At 60.3% G+C, this 20,217-nt stretch carries 17 protein-coding genes; 10 read left to right on the forward strand and 7 right to left on the reverse strand.

Annotation, left to right across the window (positions count from 1 at the left end; all coding sequences use genetic code 11):
- Positions 1 to 147 precede the first annotated feature (147 nt).
- Positions 148 to 1,332 carry a NupC/NupG family nucleoside CNT transporter gene (locus ADK28_RS18285; protein WP_004931212.1) on the forward strand — a complete coding sequence of 395 codons (1,185 nt, stop codon included), beginning with the start codon at positions 148 to 150 and terminating at the stop codon, positions 1,330 to 1,332.
- A 34-nt stretch (positions 1,333 to 1,366) separates the two neighbouring features.
- Here ADK28_RS18285 and ADK28_RS18290 read toward each other — a convergent pair whose 3' ends face one another.
- A complete protein-coding gene (locus ADK28_RS18290) occupies positions 1,367 to 1,801 on the reverse strand; it encodes a DUF3574 domain-containing protein (protein ID WP_048796322.1) in 435 nt (144 codons plus the stop codon).
- Positions 1,802 to 2,054: 253 nt separating this feature from the next.
- Between ADK28_RS18290 and ADK28_RS18295 the strand changes: the two genes are divergently transcribed.
- The 6 genes from ADK28_RS18295 to recG all read left to right on the forward strand — a co-directional run bounded on the left by ADK28_RS18295 (position 2,055) and on the right by recG (position 8,742).
- The gene (locus ADK28_RS18295; protein WP_025304704.1) at positions 2,055 to 2,672 is read left to right on the forward strand and encodes a trimeric intracellular cation channel family protein; all 618 of its coding nucleotides are present in this window, start codon (positions 2,055 to 2,057) and stop codon (positions 2,670 to 2,672) included.
- A 210-nt stretch (positions 2,673 to 2,882) separates the two neighbouring features.
- Positions 2,883 to 3,506 (forward strand): guanylate kinase, encoded by a 624-nt coding sequence (gene gmk / locus ADK28_RS18300; protein WP_004931218.1) that lies wholly within the window; start codon positions 2,883 to 2,885, stop codon positions 3,504 to 3,506.
- A 54-nt stretch (positions 3,507 to 3,560) separates the two neighbouring features.
- The gene (gene rpoZ / locus ADK28_RS18305) at positions 3,561 to 3,836 is read left to right on the forward strand and encodes a DNA-directed RNA polymerase subunit omega (protein WP_004931221.1); all 276 of its coding nucleotides are present in this window, start codon (positions 3,561 to 3,563) and stop codon (positions 3,834 to 3,836) included.
- A gap of 18 nt (positions 3,837 to 3,854) precedes the next feature.
- Positions 3,855 to 5,966 carry a bifunctional GTP diphosphokinase/guanosine-3',5'-bis pyrophosphate 3'-pyrophosphohydrolase gene (gene spoT / locus ADK28_RS18310; RefSeq protein ID WP_015379445.1) on the forward strand — a complete coding sequence of 704 codons (2,112 nt, stop codon included), beginning with the start codon at positions 3,855 to 3,857 and terminating at the stop codon, positions 5,964 to 5,966.
- Between the two features lie 5 nt (positions 5,967 to 5,971).
- Positions 5,972 to 6,667: a tRNA (guanosine(18)-2'-O)-methyltransferase TrmH gene (gene trmH / locus ADK28_RS18315; protein ID WP_033639122.1), complete on the forward strand. Its 696-nt coding sequence runs from the start codon at positions 5,972 to 5,974 to the stop codon at positions 6,665 to 6,667.
- Entirely contained in the window at positions 6,664 to 8,742 is a 2,079-nt protein-coding gene (gene recG / locus ADK28_RS18320) for an ATP-dependent DNA helicase RecG (RefSeq protein ID WP_048796323.1), read from the forward strand. The genes trmH and recG overlap by 4 nt, the downstream gene beginning before the upstream one ends.
- A 42-nt stretch (positions 8,743 to 8,784) precedes the next feature.
- Here the strand turns inward: recG and gltS are convergent, their stop codons facing one another.
- Complete coding sequence (gene gltS / locus ADK28_RS18325) at positions 8,785 to 9,996, reverse strand: sodium/glutamate symporter (protein ID WP_025304708.1); 1,212 nt, start codon at positions 9,994 to 9,996, stop codon at positions 8,785 to 8,787.
- Between the two features lie 240 nt (positions 9,997 to 10,236).
- Between gltS and ADK28_RS18330 the strand changes: the two genes are divergently transcribed.
- Together ADK28_RS18330 and ADK28_RS18335 are read left to right on the forward strand one after the other, a co-directional pair.
- The gene (locus ADK28_RS18330) at positions 10,237 to 11,637 is read left to right on the forward strand and encodes a nucleobase:cation symporter-2 family protein (protein WP_019452186.1); all 1,401 of its coding nucleotides are present in this window, start codon (positions 10,237 to 10,239) and stop codon (positions 11,635 to 11,637) included.
- Between the two features lie 128 nt (positions 11,638 to 11,765).
- Positions 11,766 to 13,427, forward strand: a complete 1,662-nt coding sequence (locus tag ADK28_RS18335; protein WP_048796324.1) for an AsmA family protein — start codon at positions 11,766 to 11,768, stop codon at positions 13,425 to 13,427.
- A gap of 38 nt (positions 13,428 to 13,465) precedes the next feature.
- Here ADK28_RS18335 and fabY read toward each other — a convergent pair whose 3' ends face one another.
- From fabY to typA, 5 genes are all read right to left on the reverse strand, one after another.
- A complete protein-coding gene (gene fabY / locus ADK28_RS18340; RefSeq protein ID WP_025304711.1) occupies positions 13,466 to 14,413 on the reverse strand; it encodes a fatty acid biosynthesis protein FabY in 948 nt (315 codons plus the stop codon).
- A gap of 21 nt (positions 14,414 to 14,434) precedes the next feature.
- Positions 14,435 to 14,872: a D-aminoacyl-tRNA deacylase gene (gene dtd, locus ADK28_RS18345; RefSeq protein ID WP_016929644.1), complete on the reverse strand. Its 438-nt coding sequence runs from the start codon at positions 14,870 to 14,872 to the stop codon at positions 14,435 to 14,437.
- Complete coding sequence (locus ADK28_RS18350) at positions 14,869 to 15,762, reverse strand: virulence factor BrkB family protein (protein ID WP_016929643.1); 894 nt, start codon at positions 15,760 to 15,762, stop codon at positions 14,869 to 14,871. The genes dtd and ADK28_RS18350 overlap by 4 nt, the downstream gene beginning before the upstream one ends.
- Positions 15,763 to 15,813: 51 nt before the next feature.
- On the reverse strand, positions 15,814 to 16,404 hold the full coding sequence (gene yihX, locus ADK28_RS18355) for a glucose-1-phosphatase (protein ID WP_004931242.1): 591 nt from the start codon (positions 16,402 to 16,404) through the stop codon (positions 15,814 to 15,816).
- Between the two features lie 166 nt (positions 16,405 to 16,570).
- Entirely contained in the window at positions 16,571 to 18,394 is a 1,824-nt protein-coding gene (gene typA, locus ADK28_RS18360) for a ribosome-dependent GTPase TypA (RefSeq protein WP_004931243.1), read from the reverse strand.
- 370 nt (positions 18,395 to 18,764) lie between these two features.
- On the opposite strand from typA, the gene glnA reads away from it, so the two are divergent.
- Positions 18,765 to 20,174, forward strand: coding sequence for a glutamate--ammonia ligase (gene glnA, locus ADK28_RS18365; RefSeq protein ID WP_004931244.1), 1,410 nt, complete (start codon positions 18,765 to 18,767; stop codon positions 20,172 to 20,174).
- Positions 20,175 to 20,217 lie beyond the last annotated feature (43 nt).

Here is a 20,217-nt window from a genome sequence, read left to right on the forward strand (position 1 = left end):
TGCCGAGCAGCGCGTGCGGATGACAATCGGCAAGATATCCCGCATGCCATAAGTATTTTGTTCTAATTATCACGCAAGGTAATGAAAGGACGGCGATGCTGTGGCTAAATGTGTTTTTTTCCTGCCCGTGAACCGTACGGACCGTTTATGCCACAAATTCTGCAATTTATTATGGCCCTGGTGGTGATCATCGCCCTGGCGCTGCTGGTCAGCAATAATCGCAAGAAAATCCGCCTGCGCTATATCATCCAGCTGTTAGTGATCGAAGGCGCGCTGGCCTACTTCTTCCTGCACTCCGCCAGCGGGCTCAGCGTGATCAAGCACGTCGCCGGCTTCTTCGACACCCTGCTCGCCTACGCCGCCCAAGGGTCGGAGTTCGTGTTCGGCGGCATGAGCAAGGATGGCCTAGCGTTTATCTTCCTCGGCGTTTTGTGCCCTATCATCTTTATTTCCGCCCTGATCGGCATTTTGCAGCATTTCCGCATCCTGCCGCTGATCATCCGTCTGGTGGGCACCCTGCTGTCCAAGGTCAACGGCATGGGCAAGCTGGAATCGTTCAACGCCGTCAGCACGCTGGTGCTGGGGCAGTCAGAGAACTTCATCGCCTACAAGGGCATCATCGGCGACATCTCGCCGCGCCGCATGTACACCATGGCCGCGACCGCCATGTCGACGGTTTCGCTCTCCATCGTCGGCGCCTACATGTCGATGATCGACGCGCAGTACGTGGTGGCGGCATTGATCCTTAATATGTTCAGCACCTTCATCATCCTGTCGATCATCAACCCGTATCAGGTCGAAGACGAGCCGGAGCTGAAGCTGAACAAACTGCATGAAGATCAGAGCTTCTTCGAAATGCTGGGCGAGTACATTCTGGCCGGCTTCAAGATTGCGATGATCATCGCGGCGATGCTGATCGGCTTTATCGCGCTGATCTCCGCCGTCAATGCGCTGTTCTCCGCGGTGCTTGGCATCAGCTTCCAGCAGATCCTCGGCTATGTGTTCTATCCGCTGGCCTGGCTGATCGGCATCCCGGCGGAGGAGGCCCTGAAGGCGGGCAGCATCATGGCGACCAAACTGGTGGCCAACGAATTCGTGGCGATGATTGAGCTGAAGAAGATCGCGGCGGAGCTGTCGCCGCGCGGGTTGGGCATTCTGTCGGTGTTCCTGGTGTCGTTCGCCAACTTCGCCTCCATCGGCATCGTCGCCGGCGCCATCAAGGGGCTGAACGAGCAGCAAGGCAACGTGGTTTCCCGTTTTGGCCTGAAGCTGGTTTACGGCTCGACGCTGGTGAGCCTGTTGTCGGCGGCCATCGCCGGCCTGGTGCTGTAATCCCCACTCCCGGCCACAGGGCCGGGAGTTCGTTTTAAAACGCCACGCACACCGGCGCATCCACCCGCATCACCGAATCCTGCGCAAACTGCTGCTTATAACCGCTGCGCAGCGCCTCGATATTCGCCTCGCTCTCTTTGCCCGGCGCATGGATCAACAGCAGCGCCTTGCTGTTCTCGCGCGCCAGTTTGCCGTCGTGGCCCAGCCACTGGCCTTTGGCATCAAGCACCGTCAGCCCGTCTTTAAAGCGCGGCGTCACCTGGCTATCGACGAAGGTTTGCCACTCGGCGGCGGTGATCGCCGGCCCCGCAGGGCGGTTCAGGCCGAAGTAGAGCGTTGTTTGCACCAGCGGATCACCGGTGCGGCAAACCGGGGCGGGTGACGTTGCCTGGTGGCCTGGCGCCACGCAGCCGCTCAGCAGCAGGGCGGCCACCACGGCGCCGGCGGCCAGTCTCGGGGAGTTTTTCATCAGCAGTCTCGGTTTCTCGGTTGAAGGATTAGCTGCAAAAAGCATAGTCAGCGATGGAAACCAGCGCGAAATTTCTAATGCTTTTATCAACATCCAGATGTTAAAAAAGGCTGGTTATCGGCAATAAAAACGGAATTTGGATTAGCTAAATTAATCCGAAATGCCATCGGTGAAAAAAACTCAGTGGCGCGCGTCCTCGGCGGCGATTACCCTGCCGGCCATCATTCTGACGCAAGTACGCTGTGAATCCCTTATGTTACTGAGCATCCTTTATATCATCGGCATCACCGCCGAAGCCATGACCGGCGCGCTGGCGGCCGGCCGCCGCCAAATGGACATGTTCGGCGTGATCATCATCGCCTCTGTCACCGCAATCGGCGGCGGGTCGGTGCGCGATATGTTGCTCGGGCATTTTCCATTGGGCTGGGTCAAACACCCGGAATACATCGTCATCGTCGCGATAGCGGCGATCGTCACCACCTGGGTGGCTCCCCTGATGCGCCATCTGCGCCGCCTGTTCCTGGTGCTCGACGCCGTCGGACTGATCGTTTTCTCGATCATCGGCGCCCAGGTGGCGCTGGATATGGGGCACAGCGCGATTATCGCCGCCATCGCCGCAGTGATCACCGGCGTCTTCGGCGGGGTGCTGCGCGATATGTTCTGCAACCGTATCCCGCTGGTTTTCCAGAAAGAGATCTACGCCGGCATCTCCTTCAGCGCCGCCTGGCTGTATATCGGCCTGCAGCACCTCAGCCTGCCGCACAATCTGGTGGTGATCCTCACGCTGGTCGCCGGCCTGAGCGCGCGTCTGATCGCCCTGCGCTTCCGCCTCGGTCTGCCGGTGTTCAACTACCAGCATCCGGATCACTGATCCCGGGGCGGCAGCGCGCCGCCGCTGGGCCAAAACCGCCAAAATGTCGCTCTTCAGCGCGCATATTCGCTCATTCGACGCTTTTTCCGCGCAAAGCCACGGGCAAAATGCGAGCTAACGCTGCACCCGGCGCGTTAGCCGTGTATACTGTGCGGAGAAAATACACATCCGCTGTTTTTGGCATATCAACCGTTATCAACGAACATCATCATGGCTCAAGGCACGCTTTATATTGTCTCTGCTCCCAGTGGCGCAGGTAAATCAAGTCTGATTCAGGCTTTGTTAAAGACGCAACCGCTGTACGACACGCAGGTTTCGGTTTCGCACACCACGCGCGACAGCCGCCCGGGTGAAAATCACGGCGAGCACTATTTCTTCGTCTCGAAAGACGAATTCCGCCGGATGATCGAGCAGGATGCGTTTCTTGAGCACGCCGAAGTGTTCGGCAACTATTACGGCACCTCGCGCGCCGCCATCGAACAAGTGTTGGCGACCGGCGTAGACGTGTTTCTGGATATCGACTGGCAGGGCGCGCAGCAAATCCGCGCCAAAATGCCGCAGGCGCGCAGCATCTTCATTCTGCCGCCGTCGAAGGAGGAACTGGGCCGTCGCCTGCGGGGGCGCGGGCAGGACTCCGAAGAGGTGATCGCCAAACGCATGGCTCAGGCCGTGGCGGAAATGACGCATTACGCGGAGTACGATTACCTGATCGTGAACGATGACTTCGATCTGGCGCTGTCCGATCTGAAGACCATCATTCGCGCCGAACGCCTGCGTTTGGGCCGCCAGTTGCTGCGGCATGACGCTTTAATCAGCAAACTATTGGCAGACTGAAGGCAGTTTCAGTATCATGCCCAGTCTTTTCGTCACCTGTGGAGTAGCACAAATATGGCACGCGTAACTGTTCAAGACGCTGTAGAGAAAATTGGTAACCGTTTTGACCTGGTGTTGGTCGCTGCTCGTCGGGCGCGTCAGATCCAGACCGGCGGCAAAGATGCACTGGTTCCGGAAGAGAACGACAAGTACACCGTTATCGCCCTGCGCGAAATCGAAGAAGGCCTGATCACCAGCCAGATCCTCGACGTGCGTGAGCGCCAGGAGCAGCAAGAGCAGGAAGCCGCAGAGATTCAAGCGGTTACCGCGATTGCTGAAGGTCGTCGTTAATTAGACAGCGAGTCCGCCTTGTACCTGTTTGAAAGCCTGAATCTGCTGATTCAACGTTACCTGCCCGAGGAGCAGATTAAGCGCCTCAAACAGGCATACCTCGTCGCGCGCGACGCGCACGAGGGCCAGACACGCTCCAGCGGTGAGCCCTACATTACTCACCCGGTCGCCGTGGCCTGCATCCTGGCGGAAATGCGTCTCGACCACGAGACGCTGATGGCGGCGTTGTTGCACGACGTCATCGAAGACACCCCGGCCACCTATCAAGATATGGAACAGCTGTTCGGCAAGAGCGTCGCCGAACTGGTTGAGGGCGTCTCCAAGCTCGACAAACTGAAGTTCCAGGACAAGAAAGAAGCGCAGGCGGAAAACTTCCGCAAGATGATCATGGCGATGGTGCAGGATATCCGCGTCGTGCTGATCAAGCTGGCCGACCGTACGCACAACATGCGCACCCTCGGTTCGCTGCGCCCCGACAAACGCCGGCGCATCGCGCGTGAAACCCTGGAAATCTACAGCCCCCTCGCCCACCGTCTGGGTATTCATCACCTGAAAACCGAGCTGGAAGAGCTGGGCTTCGAGGCGCTGTACCCAAACCGCTATCGCGTGATCAAGGAAGTGGTGAAAGCGGCGCGCGGCAATCGCAAAGAGATGATTCAAAAAATCCTCTCCGAGATCGAAGGGCGGCTGACCGAGGCCGGCATCGCCTGCCGCGTCAGCGGAAGGGAAAAACACCTTTACTCCATCTACCTCAAGATGCACCTGAAAGAACAGCGTTTCCATTCCATCATGGATATCTACGCGTTCCGGGTGATCGTCAAAGAGGTCGATACCTGCTACCGCGTGCTCGGCCAGGTGCACAGCCTGTATAAACCGCGCCCGGGGCGGGTGAAAGATTACATCGCCATTCCCAAGGCCAACGGCTATCAATCGCTGCATACCTCGCTGATCGGCCCGCACGGCGTGCCGGTCGAAGTGCAGATCCGCACCGAAGACATGGACCAGATGGCTGAGATGGGGGTGGCCGCGCACTGGGCTTACAAGGAAAGAGAACAGGGCGAAACCGGCACTACGGCGCAGATCCGCGCCCAGCGCTGGATGCAAAGCCTGCTGGAGCTGCAGCAAAGCGCCGGCAGTTCGTTTGAATTTATCGAGAGCGTCAAATCCGATCTGTTCCCGGATGAGATTTACGTTTTCACCCCGGAAGGCCGCATCGTCGAGCTGCCCGCCGGCGCCACGCCGGTCGACTTCGCCTATGCGGTGCATACCGATATCGGCCATGCCTGCGTCGGCGCGCGCGTCGATCGTCAGCCGTACCCGCTGTCGCAGTCGCTGACCAGCGGCCAGACCGTCGAGATCATCACCGCGCCGGGCGCGCGGCCCAACGCCGCCTGGTTGAACTTCGTGGTCAGCTCGAAAGCGCGCGCCAAAATTCGCCAGATGCTGAAGAACCTCAAGCGCGACGACTCCGTCGGCCTCGGCCGCCGTCTGCTCAACCATGCGCTGGGCGGCAGCCGCAAGCTGGCCGAAATTCCGCAGGAAAACATTCAGCACGAGCTGGACCGCATGAAGCTGGCGACGCTGGACGATCTGCTGGCGGAAATCGGCCTGGGCAACGCCATGAGCGTGGTGGTGGCGAAGAACCTGCAGGGCGATCAGTCCAGCCTGGGCACCACCTCCGGCGTGCGCAACCTGGCCATCAAGGGCGCCGACGGCGTGTTGATCACCTTCGCCAAGTGCTGCCGTCCGATTCCGGGCGACCCTATTATCGCTCACGTCAGTCCGGGCAAAGGGCTGGTGATCCACCATGAATCTTGCCGCAATATTCGCGGCTATCAGAAAGAGCCTGAGAAGTTCATGGCGGTTGAGTGGGATAAAGAGACCGAGCAGGAGTTCATCGCCGAGATCAAGGTGGATATGTTTAACCACCAGGGCGCGCTGGCCAACCTGACGGCGGCGATCAACGCGGCCGAGTCCAATATTCAGAGCCTGAACACCGAAGAGAAAGACGGTCGGGTTTATAGCGCCTTTATCCGCTTGACCACCCGCGATCGCATCCATTTGGCAAACATTATGCGTAAAATCCGTATCATGCCGGATGTGATCAAAGTTAACCGCAACCGAAACTAGCGCTTATGAGTCCTGAACGCTATGCGCGGATTTGTGAAATGCTTGCGACCCGGCAGCCGGATCTGACGGTCTGCCTGGAGCAGGTGCACAAGCCGCATAACGTCTCCGCCATTATCCGCACCGCCGACGCCGTCGGCGTGCATCAGGTCCACGCCGTGTGGCCCACCACCCGCATGCGCACCCTGGTTTCCTCCGCCGCCGGCAGCAACAGCTGGGTCAGCGTTAAAACCCATCCCACCATCGGCGACGCGGTCGGTCACCTGAAAGCGCAGGGCATGCAAATTCTGGCCACCAACCTGTCTGCGCGCGCGGTCGATTTCCGCGAGGTGGACTACACCCGGCCAACCTGCGTGCTGCTCGGCCAGGAAAAAACCGGCATCACCGAAGAAGCGCTGGCGCTGGCCGATCAAGACATCGTCATTCCGATGATCGGCATGGTGCAATCGCTCAACGTCTCCGTGGCCTCCGCGCTGATCCTGTATGAGGCGCAGCGCCAGCGGCAGAACGCCGGTCTGTATCGCCGCGACAACAGCATGCTGGACGAAGAAGAGCAGCAGCGTCTGCTGTTCGAAGGCGGCTATCCGGTGCTGGCCAACGTGGCCAAGCGCAAGGGGCTACCGCGTCCGCAGATCGACGAACAGGGCCAGGTGGTCGCCAGCGCCGAATGGTGGGCGGCCATGCAGGCGACGGTGCGCAAATGAAAGGCCGCCTGCTGGATGCTGTCCCACTCACCACGCTTTCCGGGGTTGGCGCCAGCCAGGCGGGCAAACTGGCCAAGCTTGGCCTCGACACCATTCAGGATCTGCTGCTGCACCTGCCGCTGCGCTACGAAGACCGCACNCTCTACCCGATCAACGATCTGCTGCCGGGCATCTACGCCACGGTAGAAGGGGAAGTGCTGCGCAGCGACATCAGCTTCGGCCGCCGCCGCATGCTGACCTGCCAGATCAGCGACGGCACCGGCATCCTCACCATGCGGTTCTTCAACTTCAACGCCGCAATGAAAAACAGCCTGGCCACCGGCCGCCGCGTGACCGCCTACGGCGAGATCAAACGCGGCAACCACGGCGCGGAGATCATCCATCCGGAATACCGTATTCAGGGCGAAACCAGCGAGGTTGAGCTGCAGGAGTCGCTAACGCCGGTTTACCCCACCACCGAAGGGGTGCGGCAGGCCACGCTGCGCAAGCTGACCGATCAGGCGCTGGCGCTGCTGGATACCTGCGCCATCGCCGAGCTGCTGCCGCCGGAGCTAAGCGGCGGCCTGATGAGCCTGCCGCAGGCGCTGCACACCCTGCACCGCCCGCCGCCGGACATCCAGCTGGCGGATCTGGAGCTGGGCAAACACCCGGCACAAAAGCGTCTGATCCTCGAAGAGCTGCTGGCGCATAACCTCAGCATGCTGGCGGTGCGCGCCGGCGCGCAGAGCTATCATGCGCAGCCGCTGCTGCCGGACGATCGGCTGAAAAACCGTTTTCTCGCCCAGTTGCCGTTCTCGCCGACCGGCGCGCAAACGCGCGTGGTGGCCGACATCGAAGCCGATATGCAAAAAGACTTCCCGATGATGCGGCTGGTGCAGGGCGACGTCGGCTCCGGCAAAACGCTGGTGGCGGCGCTGGCGGCGCTTCGCGCCATCGCGCACGGCAAGCAGGTGGCGCTGATGGCGCCGACCGAGCTGCTGGCCGAACAGCATGCCAACAACTTCCGCCAGTGGTTCGAACCGCTGGGGTTGGAAGTCGGCTGGCTGGCCGGCAAGCAGAAAGGCAAGGCGCGCATTGCACAGCAGGAGGCCATCGCCAGCGGCCAGGTGTCGATGGTGGTCGGCACCCACGCCATCTTCCAGGAGCAGGTGCAGTTCAACGGCCTGGCGCTGGTGATCATCGATGAGCAGCACCGCTTCGGGGTGCATCAGCGGCTGGCGCTGTGGGAGAAAGGCGAAGAGCAAGGCTTCCACGCCCATCAGCTGATCATGACCGCCACGCCGATCCCGCGCACGCTGGCGATGACCGCCTACGCCGATCTCGATACCTCGGTCATCGACGAGCTGCCGCCGGGCCGTACGCCGGTGACCACCGTCGCCATTCCCGATACCCGCCGCGCCGACATCATTCAGCGGGTGAAAAGCGCCTGTCTGGAAGAGGGGCGACAGGCTTACTGGGTGTGCACGCTGATCGAAGAGTCCGAGCTGCTGGAAGCTCAGGCGGCGGAAGCCACCTGGGAAGAATTGAAAGCCGCGCTGCCGGAGCTGAAGGTGGCGCTGGTGCACGGCCGCATGAAAGCGCAGGAAAAGCAGGCGGTGATGCAGGCGTTTAAACAGGGCGAGCTGCAGCTGTTGGTCGCCACCACGGTGATCGAAGTCGGCGTCGACGTGCCGAACGCCAGCCTGATGATCATCGAAAACCCGGAACGGCTGGGCCTGGCGCAACTGCACCAGCTGCGCGGCCGCGTAGGGCGCGGCGCCGTGGCCTCACACTGCGTGTTGCTGTACAAAACGCCGCTGAGCAAAACCGCGCAAACGCGCCTGCAAGTGCTGCGCGACAGCAACGACGGCTTCGTCATCGCGCAGCGCGATCTGGAGATCCGCGGCCCGGGCGAGCTGCTGGGCACCCGCCAGACCGGCAGCGCCGAATTCAAGGTGGCGGATCTGCTGCGCGACCAGGCGATGATCCCCGAAGTGCAGCGCGTCGCTCGCCATCTCCATCAGCACTATCCGGAACACGCCCAGGCGCTGATCGAACGCTGGCTGCCGGAGAAGGCGCGCTACTCCAACGCATAAAAAAGGGCGCCTGCGGCGCCCTTTTCGTGATGACTCGCGATATCACCCCACCGCCGGGAACACCGGCAGCAGCAGATACAGCTTGATGACGATGGCGTTGGCGATATCGATAAAGAACGCCCCCACCATCGGCACCACCAGAAACGCCAGATGCGACGGGCCGAAGCGATCGGTGATCGCCTGCATGTTGGCGATCGCCGTCGGCGTGGCGCCCATGCCGAAGCCGCAGTGGCCGGCGGCCAGCACCGCCGCGTCGTAGTTCTTGCCCATCACCCGGTAAGTAACAAAGATCGCGTACAGCGCCATCACCAGCGTCTGCACCGCCAGGATCGCCAGCATCGGCAACGCCAGCGAAGCCAGCTCCCAAAGGCGCAGGCTCATCAACGCCATCGCCAGGAACAGCGACAGGCTGACATTACCCAGCACCGATACCGCCCGTTCGAACACGGTATAGAAACCGGTGAAGGCCAGGGTGTTGCTGAGGATCACCCCGACGAACAGCACGCAAACGAAGTTAGGCAGCTCAAACACCGTACCGTTCAGCAGGCCGGCAATCAGCTGCCCCAGGCTCAGACAGATGGCGATCATGGCGATGGTTTCGATCATCACCAGCGAGGTGATCAGGCGGCCGCTTTCCGGCTTCTCGAAACCGCTCGGCTGCACGCTGTCTTCCGGGGTGCCTTCCGGCGTAGAGGAGTGTTTGACCAGATAGCGCGCCACCGGGCCGCCGATCAGGCCGCCCAGCACCAGGCCGAAGGTGGCGCAGGCCATGGCGACTTCCGTCGCGTTTTCAAAGCCGTAGCGCTCGATGAACAGCTTGCTCCAGGCCGCCCCGGTGCCGTGGCCGCCCGACAGGGTTATCGACCCGGCGATCAGGCCCATCAGCGGATCCAACCCCAGCATTTTCGCCATGCCGATGCCGATGGCGTTCTGCACCAGCAGCAGCCCCAGCACCACGAACAGGAATACCATCAGCGCCTTGCCGCCGGCGCGCAACCGCGCCAGGTTGGCGTTCAGGCCGATGGTGGCGAAGAAGGCCAGCATCAGCGGATCCTTCAGCGACATGTCAAAGCTGATTTCCCAGTTGGCGAACTTTTTCAGGGCTAACAGCAGGAGGGCCACCAGCAAACCGCCGGCGACGGGAGCGGGAATGGTATATTTTCGCAGCAGGGGAATGCTTCTGACGCACTTGCCTCCGAGAAGCAAAACCAGCGTCGCCGCGACTAACGTGCCATAAGTATCAAGATGAAACATCCAGGTACTCCATGTAAGGGAAAAGATCCAAATAAAAATAATAAGTTATAGAAAACCACTTAGTTTTTAAACTTGATGAGTGCAGGATTAGAAGTAAAAAACGCTGAGATGACAAGAAAAAATGAATGAAAATGCGACATAAACGAGAAAGTCGGCAACATAATATTTGCGCGCAACCGTTTGCTTTTGCGGGGCGGGGCATTAAAATGCCTGCTTTGCCGTATCTGGAAACGCCACACCATGAGCATGTCATCCTCCGAGCTTGATGCCGCGCGCCAAGCCGCCTCAGAACCCCGCGCCAGTGAACTGATTTATCGCCTGGAAGATCGCCCGCCGCTGCCGCAAACGCTGTTTGCCGCCGGCCAGCATCTGCTGGCGATGTTCGTCGCGGTGATCACACCGGCTCTGCTGATCTGCCAGGCGCTGGGCCTGCCGGCACAGGATACCCAGCACATCATCAGCATGTCGCTGTTCGCCTCCGGTCTGGCTTCCATTCTGCAAATCAAAACCTGGGGACCGGTGGGTTCCGGGCTGTTGTCGATTCAGGGCACCAGCTTCAATTTCGTTTCGCCGCTGATCATGGGCGGTCTGGCGCTGAAAAACGGCGGCGCCGACGTGCCGACCATGATGGCCGCGCTGTTCGGCACCCTGATGGTCGCTTCTTGCACCGAAATTTTACTGTCGCGCGTGCTGCATCTGGCGCGCCGCATCATCACCCCGCTGGTTTCCGGCATCGTGGTGATGATCATTGGCCTGTCGCTGATTCAGGTCGGTCTGACCTCGATCGGCGGCGGTTATGCCGCGATGAACGATCACAGCTTCGGCTCACCGAAAAACCTGCTGCTGGCCGGCGCGGTGCTGGCGGTCATCATCCTGCTGAACCGCCAGCGCAACCCTTACCTGCGCGTCGCTTCGCTGGTGATCGCCATGGCGGTCGGCTATCTGTTGGCCTGGGCGATGGACATGCTGCCCGCCGACGCACCGGCAGCTCCAACGGCGGCGATCACCATCCCCACGCCGCTCTATTACGGCCTGGGCTTCGACTGGAACCTGCTGCTGCCGCTGATGCTGATCTTTATGGTCACTTCGCTGGAAACCATCGGCGACATCACCGCCACTTCCGACGTCTCCGAACAGCCTGTCAGCGGGCCGCTGTACATGAAGCGCCTGAAGGGCGGCGTACTGGCCAACGGCCTGAACTCGATGCTGTCGGCGGTGTTCAACACCTTCCCCAACTCCTGCTTCGGCCAGAACAACGGCGTGATCCAGCTGACCGGCGTCGCCAGCCGCTATGTCGGCTTCGTGGTGGCGCTGATGCTGATCGCGCTGGGGCTGTTCCCGGCGGTGGCCGGCTTCGTGCAGCACATCCCCGAGCCGGTACTGGGCGGCGCGACCATCGTGATGTTCGGCACCATCGCCGCCTCCGGCGTGCGCATCGTGTCGCGCGAGCGCCTGAACCGCCGCGCCATCATGATCATGGCGCTGTCGCTGGCCGTCGGCATGGGCGTCTCCCAGCAGCCGCTGATCCTGCAGTTCGCGCCGGACTGGCTGAAAACCCTGCTCTCTTCCGGCATCGCCGCCGGCGGCATTACCGCCATCGTGCTGAACCTGGTGTTTCCGCAGGAACACGAGAAAAAGTAACCCGCCCATTGGCGTTCAAACGGCCGCTTGCGGCCGTTTTTTATTGTCTATCAGACCATTGCCCTTGAGATGCCCAGCCAATTGCGGCATAAACAGGGTATCTTTTTTGACCGATGCGGATGTAGACGATGAAATTTATCGGAAAGCTGTTGCTGACGTTGCTGCTGCTGATCGTGCTGGCGGTGGTGCTGCTGTACCTGGTCGGGCAAACCCGCTGGGCGGCAGGCCGCCTGAGCGCCTGGATCAGCGACAACAGCGAATACCGCCTGTCGATAGGAAAAATCACCCATTCGTGGCGCCAACCGGACCAGATCGCTCTGGAAGACGTGCAGCTGGCGCGCAGCGGCCAGCCGCAGGCGCTGGTCGCCAAACGCGTCGATCTCGGCCTCAGCCTGCGCCAAATCACCGAACCGCGCTATTTCCACAGCGTCACGCTGCGTGACGGCACGCTGAACGTGCAGCCGCAGACTGCGGCGCTGCCTGTACAGGCCGACGTGCTGCAACTGAGCAACATGGCGCTGCAATCCAACGATAACGCGTGGCAGCTCAACGCGCAGCAGGTCAATGCCGGCATCACGCCGTGGCGCCCGCTGGCCGGCCATCTGCTGGGGGACAACAATCAGTTCCAGTTCAGCGCCGGTTCGATGACGCTGAACGGCATCCCCGCTTCGAAGGTGTTGGTGCAGGGGGAGCAAAAGCAGGGTCAGCTGCTGTTGAACAATTTCGGCGCCGATCTGGCGCAGGGCGACCTGACCGGCGTAGCCAGCCGCGCCGCCGACGGCAGTTGGCAGGTGGATCGCCTGCGGCTGAGCGGCGTGCGCCTGCAGACCCCGATGACGTTGGCGGAATTCATGCGGCGCTTTACCGCCCTGCCGCCGGTCACCCTCAAGCGTTTCGATCTGATCGACGCGCGCCTGGAAGGCAAGGCGTGGGCGTTTAACGATCTCGATCTGTCGCTGCAAAACGTCAGCATCGAAAAAGGCGATTGGCGCAGCGAAGACGGCTCACTCAACGTCAACGCCAGTGATGTGATCAACGGCGGTTTCCATCTGATCGACCCGATCGCCACCCTGCGCCTCTCCTCCGCCGGCATCGCCATTCAGCAGTTCACCACCCGTTGGGAAGGCGGGCTGCTGCGCACCTCCGGCAATTGGCTGCGCGCCGGCAAACGCCTGCAGCTGGATGAAGTGGCCATGGCGGCGCTGGAGTACACCCTGCCTATCGACTGGCGCGAGCTGTGGCTGAAACCGCTGCCGGACTGGCTGGCCGAGGTGTACGTCACCAAGCTGACCACCAACCGCAATCTGATTATCGATATCAACCCGGCATTCCCGTTCCAGATCACCGCGCTGGACGGTTACGGCAGCAACCTGCTGCTGGCGCGCGACCACCAGTGGGGCATATGGTCCGGTTCGCTGAACCTGAACGGCAGCGAGGCGACCTTCAACAAGATCGACGTGCGGCGCCCTTCGCTGGCGCTGAACGCCGACGCCAGCCAGATCGCCGTCACCGAACTCAGCGCCTTCATGCCTAATGGGTTGCTTGAGGCCAAAGCGACCGTCGATCAGTTGCCGGGCAAGCCGTTCCAGCTGATGCTGCACGGCCGCTCGGTACCGCTCAATACCTTGCAGCAATGGGGATGGCAGCCGGTGCCGCTGACGGGCGACGGCAACCTTGAGCTGCAGTTGAAAGGGCTGCTGAACAGCGACGGGCCGTTCAAAGCTTCATTGAAGGGGACTCTGCAAGCCACCGCCGGCGACGGCCAGACGGTGAACCAACAGCTGCCGTAATGCACTGCGCGGCCCGCCCTCAGGGCAGGGCCGCCGCCTTACTCCTCCAGCGCTTCAGAGCCGCCCTGATCCAGCGGCACATCCGGCTCGGCCGGCAACACCATGTAAGTGCCTTCGAACACCGCGCCCTTATCCTCATCGCCGAACAGATGCACTTCGGCGTGCACGCGCGCGCGGCGGCCACGCGCCAGACGCGCCAAGTCGCCGCTCAGCGAACCAAGATCCGCCACCGCCCGCGGCCTGCCGGTGATCGGTTTGCTGTAGCGAATGTGCGCGTCCGCCAGAATGATGGTGCCGCCGAGATGGCGCTCGCGCAACAGCAGCCAAATCAGCCCCCAGGCGGTCAGCGTCGCCAGTGAGAACAGGCTGCCGGCAAACAGCGTATGGTGCGGATTCTGGTTGCCGATCTCCGGCATGGTGGTGACGAAGCGCTGGCCGGTGTATTGGCTGATGCGCACGCCCATCTTTTCGCTCAGCGGGATATGTTCATACCAGGCCTGCTGCAATTGGCCGCACCAGTCGGGGCGATGCAGGATATCGTCCAGCGTCGCTACCGGTTTAATCATCAAGAAGTGACGGATCGGGGTGGTCTGCGGCGCGGTGATCTCGCCCTGATTGACGAACCCCAGCTTGGCGAAGAAATCCACCGCGTCTTCACGGGCGCTGCATACCACCCGCTTCACGCCTTCCTGCCGCGCGACGGACTCCAGCGTTATCGCTACCAGCGTCCCGAGCCCTTTATCCTGCAACGTCGGGTCTACCGCCAGAAAACGGATCGCCGCCTCGTTGTCGGCATTGATGTACAGCCGCCCAATGGCGACGATTTTACCGGCCTCGTCCACCACCATTTGGTGATGGGCCATGGCGTCATAGGCATCCTTTTCCGAACCCACCGGCTGGTGCAGCGGCTTGCGCAGCATTTCCCAGCGAAACTGGTAATATTCCTTCAGTTCTTGCTCTGTTACGGGTACTCGTAGGTGATACATAGACGCCTGTTCTCCGAATGCTTAGACCTGTAGCCAGAATGTCACCGGACCATCGTTGACCAGCGCCACCTGCATGTCGGCGGCGAACTCGCCGGTCTGGGTCTCTACGCCGCGTTCGCGGCATTGGCCAACAAAATATTGATACAACCGATCGGCGACCAAAGGCGCGGCGCCGCGCGAGAAGCTGGGCCGCATGCCCTTCTGGGTGTCCGCCGCCAGGGTGAACTGCGAAACGACCAGCACGCTGCCCCCGGCCTGCTGGACGTTGAGGTTCATCTTGTCGTTCTCGTCGCCGAAAATGCGGTATCCCAACACGCGTTCGCACAGGCGCTGCGCTTTTTGCTCGTTATCGCCCTGCTCCACGCCCAATAACACTAACAAACCGGGGCCAATTTTGCCTACCGTCTCGCCACCTACCGTGACGCTGGCGTTTAACACCCGTTGAATCAACGCAATCATTCCTGCTGCCCTTCTGGTTTTGGTTCCTGTTGCTCCGCCTTCTGCCGGCGGTAGTCGCGGTATTCGCCGATGGTCACGGTGATTTCCGCGCCGAGTAACACGATACACCAGCTCCAGTAGACCCACAGGAATAAAATCGGGATCACCGCCAGCACGCCGTAAATCAGCTGATAGGAAGGGAACATGGTGACGTACAGCGCGAATCCCTTCTTGCCCAGCTCGAACAGCAATCCGGCCACCACCGCGCCGATCAGCGCGTCTTTGGGCGGCACGCGCACCGTCGGCACGATGCAATACAGCAGCCAGAAGGAGATGCACGACAAAATCAGCGGGAAAATGCGTAGCACCTGATCCACCAGCCCGTTAACCCCGGTCTGCGCCAGCCAGTTGAGCGACAGCAGGTAGGAGCTGATGGCCATGCTGGCGCCCACCAGCAGCGGCCCCAGCGTCAGCACCATCCAGTACACGGCGAAGGAGAAGACGATCGGCCGTTTGTTCTTGCTGCGCCAGATGGTGTTCAGCACGCTGTCCACCGAGGAGATCAACAATAGCGCGGTGACAATCAGCCCGCAGGTGCCGACGGCGGTCATCTTGTTGGAGTTGGCGACGAACTGCTCCAGGTAGTTCTGGATCACATTGCCGGCGGCCGGCACGAAATTGGCAAAAACAAAGCGCTTCAGCTGTTCGCTGATGTCGGCAAACATCGGGAAAGCGGCGAACAGCGCGAACACCACGGTGACCAACGGCACCAGCGACAGCAGAGAAACATAGGCGAGATGGCCCGCCAGCATCGTCAGGCCATCGTTGTCGATGCGCTGGTACAGCAAACGCCCAAAAGTAACGCCGGGCTTAATCGCAGGGGGCAGCTTCTTGCGGCGGAAAAACGACATGGTCACTCCTTGATGTCCGTTGATACGCCTTAAGCTTAACGCGCCCTGCGCTCATTGGGCAAAATAGGCCGGCACCACGTCGCGATCGGTGACGTGCACCGTCTTGATCCCCAACGCCTGCGCGGCGAGGACGTTCGCCGGGTGATCGTCGAAGAACACCGCGTCTGCGGCGGCGGTGTTTTCCGCGGCCAGCACATGTTGATAGATATCGGCCTCCGGCTTGCGCATGCCAAGATCTTGCGACAAATAGAGATGATCGGCGGCGGCGGCCACTTCAGGATAGTGCTGCGGCCAGTAGTTGCAGTGCAGACGGTTGGTGTTCGACAGCACCACCACCCGGTGGCCTTCGTTGCGCAGGCGCTGCATGATGTCGATCACTTCCGGGCGCAGCGCGACGAATACCGCCTGCCAGCCGGTGGCGAATTGTTCGAAGCTGAGCGCGATGCCCATTTCATCGCACAGCTTGCCGGCGAAGTCTTCGTCGCTGATTTCACCGCGCTCATGTTGCTGGAACACCTCACCCATGGCGAAACGATCGGACAGCACCGCCAACGGCGTGCCGCTCAAATTGCTCCACACGCCCAGCACACGCTTGAAATCGATATCGACGATCACATTACCTAAATCAAAGATATACAGCATAGTCCTCTCCTGATGGGCCGGTGAGATTTCACTGTAGCGGGAAAAGGAACAGCTGAACAGGGAGCGAACGGAAAAGCGCATAGCGCGCCGCACAAACGGGGAACAACAGAGGAAAAAACTCAGGGCGCGAGAACCGCGCCCTAAGCATGAGACACTCAATCAGCGATTAAGCGTCTTTTGGACCGCGGCTGGCACGCTTACGATCGTTTTCCGTCAGGTGACGCTTACGGATACGGATCGAGGTTGGCGTCACTTCTACCAGTTCGTCGTCATCGATGAACTCCAGAGCTTGCTCCAGGGTCATTTTGATGGCCGGAACCAGGGTAGTCGCTTCGTCAGTACCGGAAGCACGCATGTTGGTCAGCTTCTTACCGGTCAGGCAGTTTACGGTCAGGTCGTTGGAACGTGAGTGAATACCGATGATCTGGCCTTCATACACTTCCGCACCGTGGCCCAGGAACAGCTTGCCGCGATCCTGCAGGCCGAACAGCGCGAACGCGACCGCTTTGCCCTGGCCGTTGGAGATCAGCACGCCGTTCTGACGCTGGCCCACTTCGCCCGGACGCACGTCGTCGTAGTGGCTGAAGGTGGAGTACAGCAGACCGGTACCCGAAGTCATGGTCATGAATTCGTTACGGAAGCCGATCAGACCGCGGCTTGGGATCACGTAGTCGAGACGCACGCGGCCCTTACCGTCCGGATCCATGTTTTTCAGGTCGGCTTTACGCTCGCCCATCGCCTGCATCACGGAACCCTGATGCTGCTCTTCGATATCCAGCGTCACGTTCTCGAATGGCTCCTGCTTGCGGCCATCGATTTCGCGGAAGATAACTTTCGGACGGGAAACCGCCAGCTCGAAACCTTCACGGCGCATGTTTTCGATCAGCACCGACAGGTGCAGCTCGCCACGACCGGATACGCGGAAGGCGTCCGCATCGTCGGTTTCTTCAACGCGCAGCGCCACGTTGTGCACCAGCTCTTTGTTCAGACGGTCAAGGATCTGACGCGACGTCACGTACTTGCCTTCTTTACCGCAGAACGGCGAGGTGTTGACGTTGAAGAACATGGTGACGGTCGGTTCGTCGACGGACAGCGCCGGCAGCGCTTCTACGGCGTTGGTGTCGCAGATGGTGTCGGAGATGTTCAGCTCGCCCAGGCCGGTGATGGCGATGATGTCGCCCGCTTCCGCCAGGGTGCTGTCGATACGCTCCAGACCCAGGTGACCCAGCACTTTACCCACTTTACCGTTGCGAGTTTTGCCTTCGCTGTCGATGATGGTGACCTGCTGGTTCGGCTTCACTTTACCGCGCTTGATGCGGCCGATGCCGATAACGCCCAGGTAGTTGTTGTAGTCCAACTGGGAGATCTGCATCTGGAATGGCGCTTCCAGCTCAACCTGCGGCGCAGACACGTGGTCGACGATCGCCTGATACAGCGGGGTCATGTCTTCCGCCATGTCGGTGTGGTCGACGCCGGCGATGCCGTTCAGCGCAGAAGCGTAGATGATCGGGAAGTCGAGCTGCTCGTCGGTCGCATCGAGGTTCACGAACAGGTCGAACACCTGATCCACAACCCAGTCAGGGCGCGCGCCAGGGCGGTCAACCTTGTTGATGACCACGATCGGCTTCAGACCATTGGCGAAGGCCTTCTTGGTCACGAAGCGGGTTTGCGGCATAGGGCCATCCATTGCATCCACAACCAGCAGCACCGAGTCAACCATCGACATCACGCGCTCTACCTCGCCGCCGAAGTCGGCGTGTCCTGGGGTATCCACGATGTTGATGCGGTAACCGTTCCAATTAATGGCGGTGTTTTTTGCGAGGATGGTAATCCCACGCTCTTTCTCCAAATCGTTGGAGTCCATTACGCGTTCGGTGGCTTCCGCACGCTCTCCGAAAGTACCGGATTGTTGCAGCAGCTTATCAACCAGGGTGGTTTTACCATGGTCAACGTGGGCAATAATGGCGATGTTACGCAAATTTTCGATCACAGCTTTGCCTCGGGCATTAGAAATAGCGCGCTATTGTACACGTATTAAGCGAGGGACTAAACAAGATCACAACCATCTCTTATAAACAACCGCGTACCGGTCAGTTTGTGATCCCTTTCACGGTGCAAAAAGCCGCAATCGTTGCACTTTTGCACCATTTCAGTGCCCTCACTCACTCCGATTGCACCACTTCGGTGCAATTTATCACTGATGGTGCATACTGGGGTTGGGTAAAACCCGCGCAGAAAGGCGATGAAAGCCTTTTTTAAAAGTTGGCACGCTTTTCGCTTTAGTCTTTTCAAGGCGAAAAAAAGCCAGTTCCACAGATTCGTTCCACGACGACGACAATGATAAACCGGGAGAGTTAAGTATGTCCGCTGAACACGTTTTGACGATGCTGAATGAGCATGAAGTGAAATTCGTAGACCTGCGTTTCACTGACACCAAGGGTAAGGAACAGCACGTGACTATCCCGGCTCACCAGGTAAACGCCGACTTCTTCGAAGAAGGTAAAATGTTTGACGGCTCCTCTATCGGTGGTTGGAAGGGCATCAACGAATCTGACATGGTGCTGATGCCGGACGCCAGCACGGCGGTTCTGGATCCATTCTTCGAAGAACCTACGCTGATCATTCGCTGCGACATTCTCGAGCCGGGCACCATGCAAGGCTACGATCGCGACCCGCGCTCCATTTCCAAACGCGCCGAAGACTTCCTGCGCTCCTCCGGCATCGCGGACACTGTGCTGTTCGGGCCAGAGCCTGAGTTCTTCCTGTTCGACGACATCCGCTTCGGCAGCAGCATCCGCGGTTCCCACGTGGCGATCGACGATATCGAAGGCGCCTGGAACTCCGGCACAAAATACGACGGCGGCAACAAAGGCCACCGTCCGGCGGTGAAAGGCGGTTACTTCCCGGTTCCACCGGTCGACTCTTCGCAGGATCTGCGTTCCACCATGTGTCTGACCATGGAAGAGATGGGCCTGGTGGTTGAAGCGCACCACCACGAAGTGGCGACCGCCGGTCAGAACGAAGTGGCGACCCGCTTCAACACCATGACCAAGAAAGCCGACGAAATTCAGATCTACAAGTACGTAGTGCACAACGTGGCGCACGCCTTTGGTAAAACCGCAACCTTCATGCCGAAGCCTATGTTCGGCGACAACGGTTCCGGCATGCACTGCCACATGTCGCTGTCCAAGAACGGCACCAACCTGTTCGCCGGCGACAAATACGGCGGCCTGTCTGAAACCGCGCTGTTCTACATCGGCGGCATCATCAAGCACGCCAAGGCGATCAACGCGCTGGCCAACCCGACCACCAACTCGTACAAACGTCTGGTGCCGGGCTACGAAGCGCCGGTGATGCTGGCTTACTCCGCCCGTAACCGCTCCGCGTCCATCCGTATCCCGGTAGTCGCCAGCCCGAAAGCGCGCCGCATCGAAGCCCGCTTCCCGGATCCGGCGGCTAACCCATACCTGTGCTTCGCCGCGCTGCTGATGGCCGGCCTGGACGGCATCATCAACAAGATCCACCCTGGCGACGCCATGGACAAAAACCTGTACGACCTGCCGCCGGAAGAAGAAGCCGAGATCCCAAAAGTGGCCGGCTCGCTGGACGAGGCGATGGCCGCACTGAACGAAGACCGCGAGTTCCTGACCCGCGGCGGCGTGTTCACCGACGATGCGATCGATGCCTACATCGAACTGCGCAAAGAAGAGATGGACCGCATTCGCATGACGCCACACCCGGTCGAGTTCGAACTGTACTACAGCGTCTAAGTTCTACCCGCGCCGTCTGCCCTGGCGGACGGCGCCCACAATT

The organism is Serratia sp. 506_PEND (genome assembly GCF_001076875.1).
GTDB lineage: Bacteria > Pseudomonadota > Gammaproteobacteria > Enterobacterales > Enterobacteriaceae > Serratia > Serratia marcescens.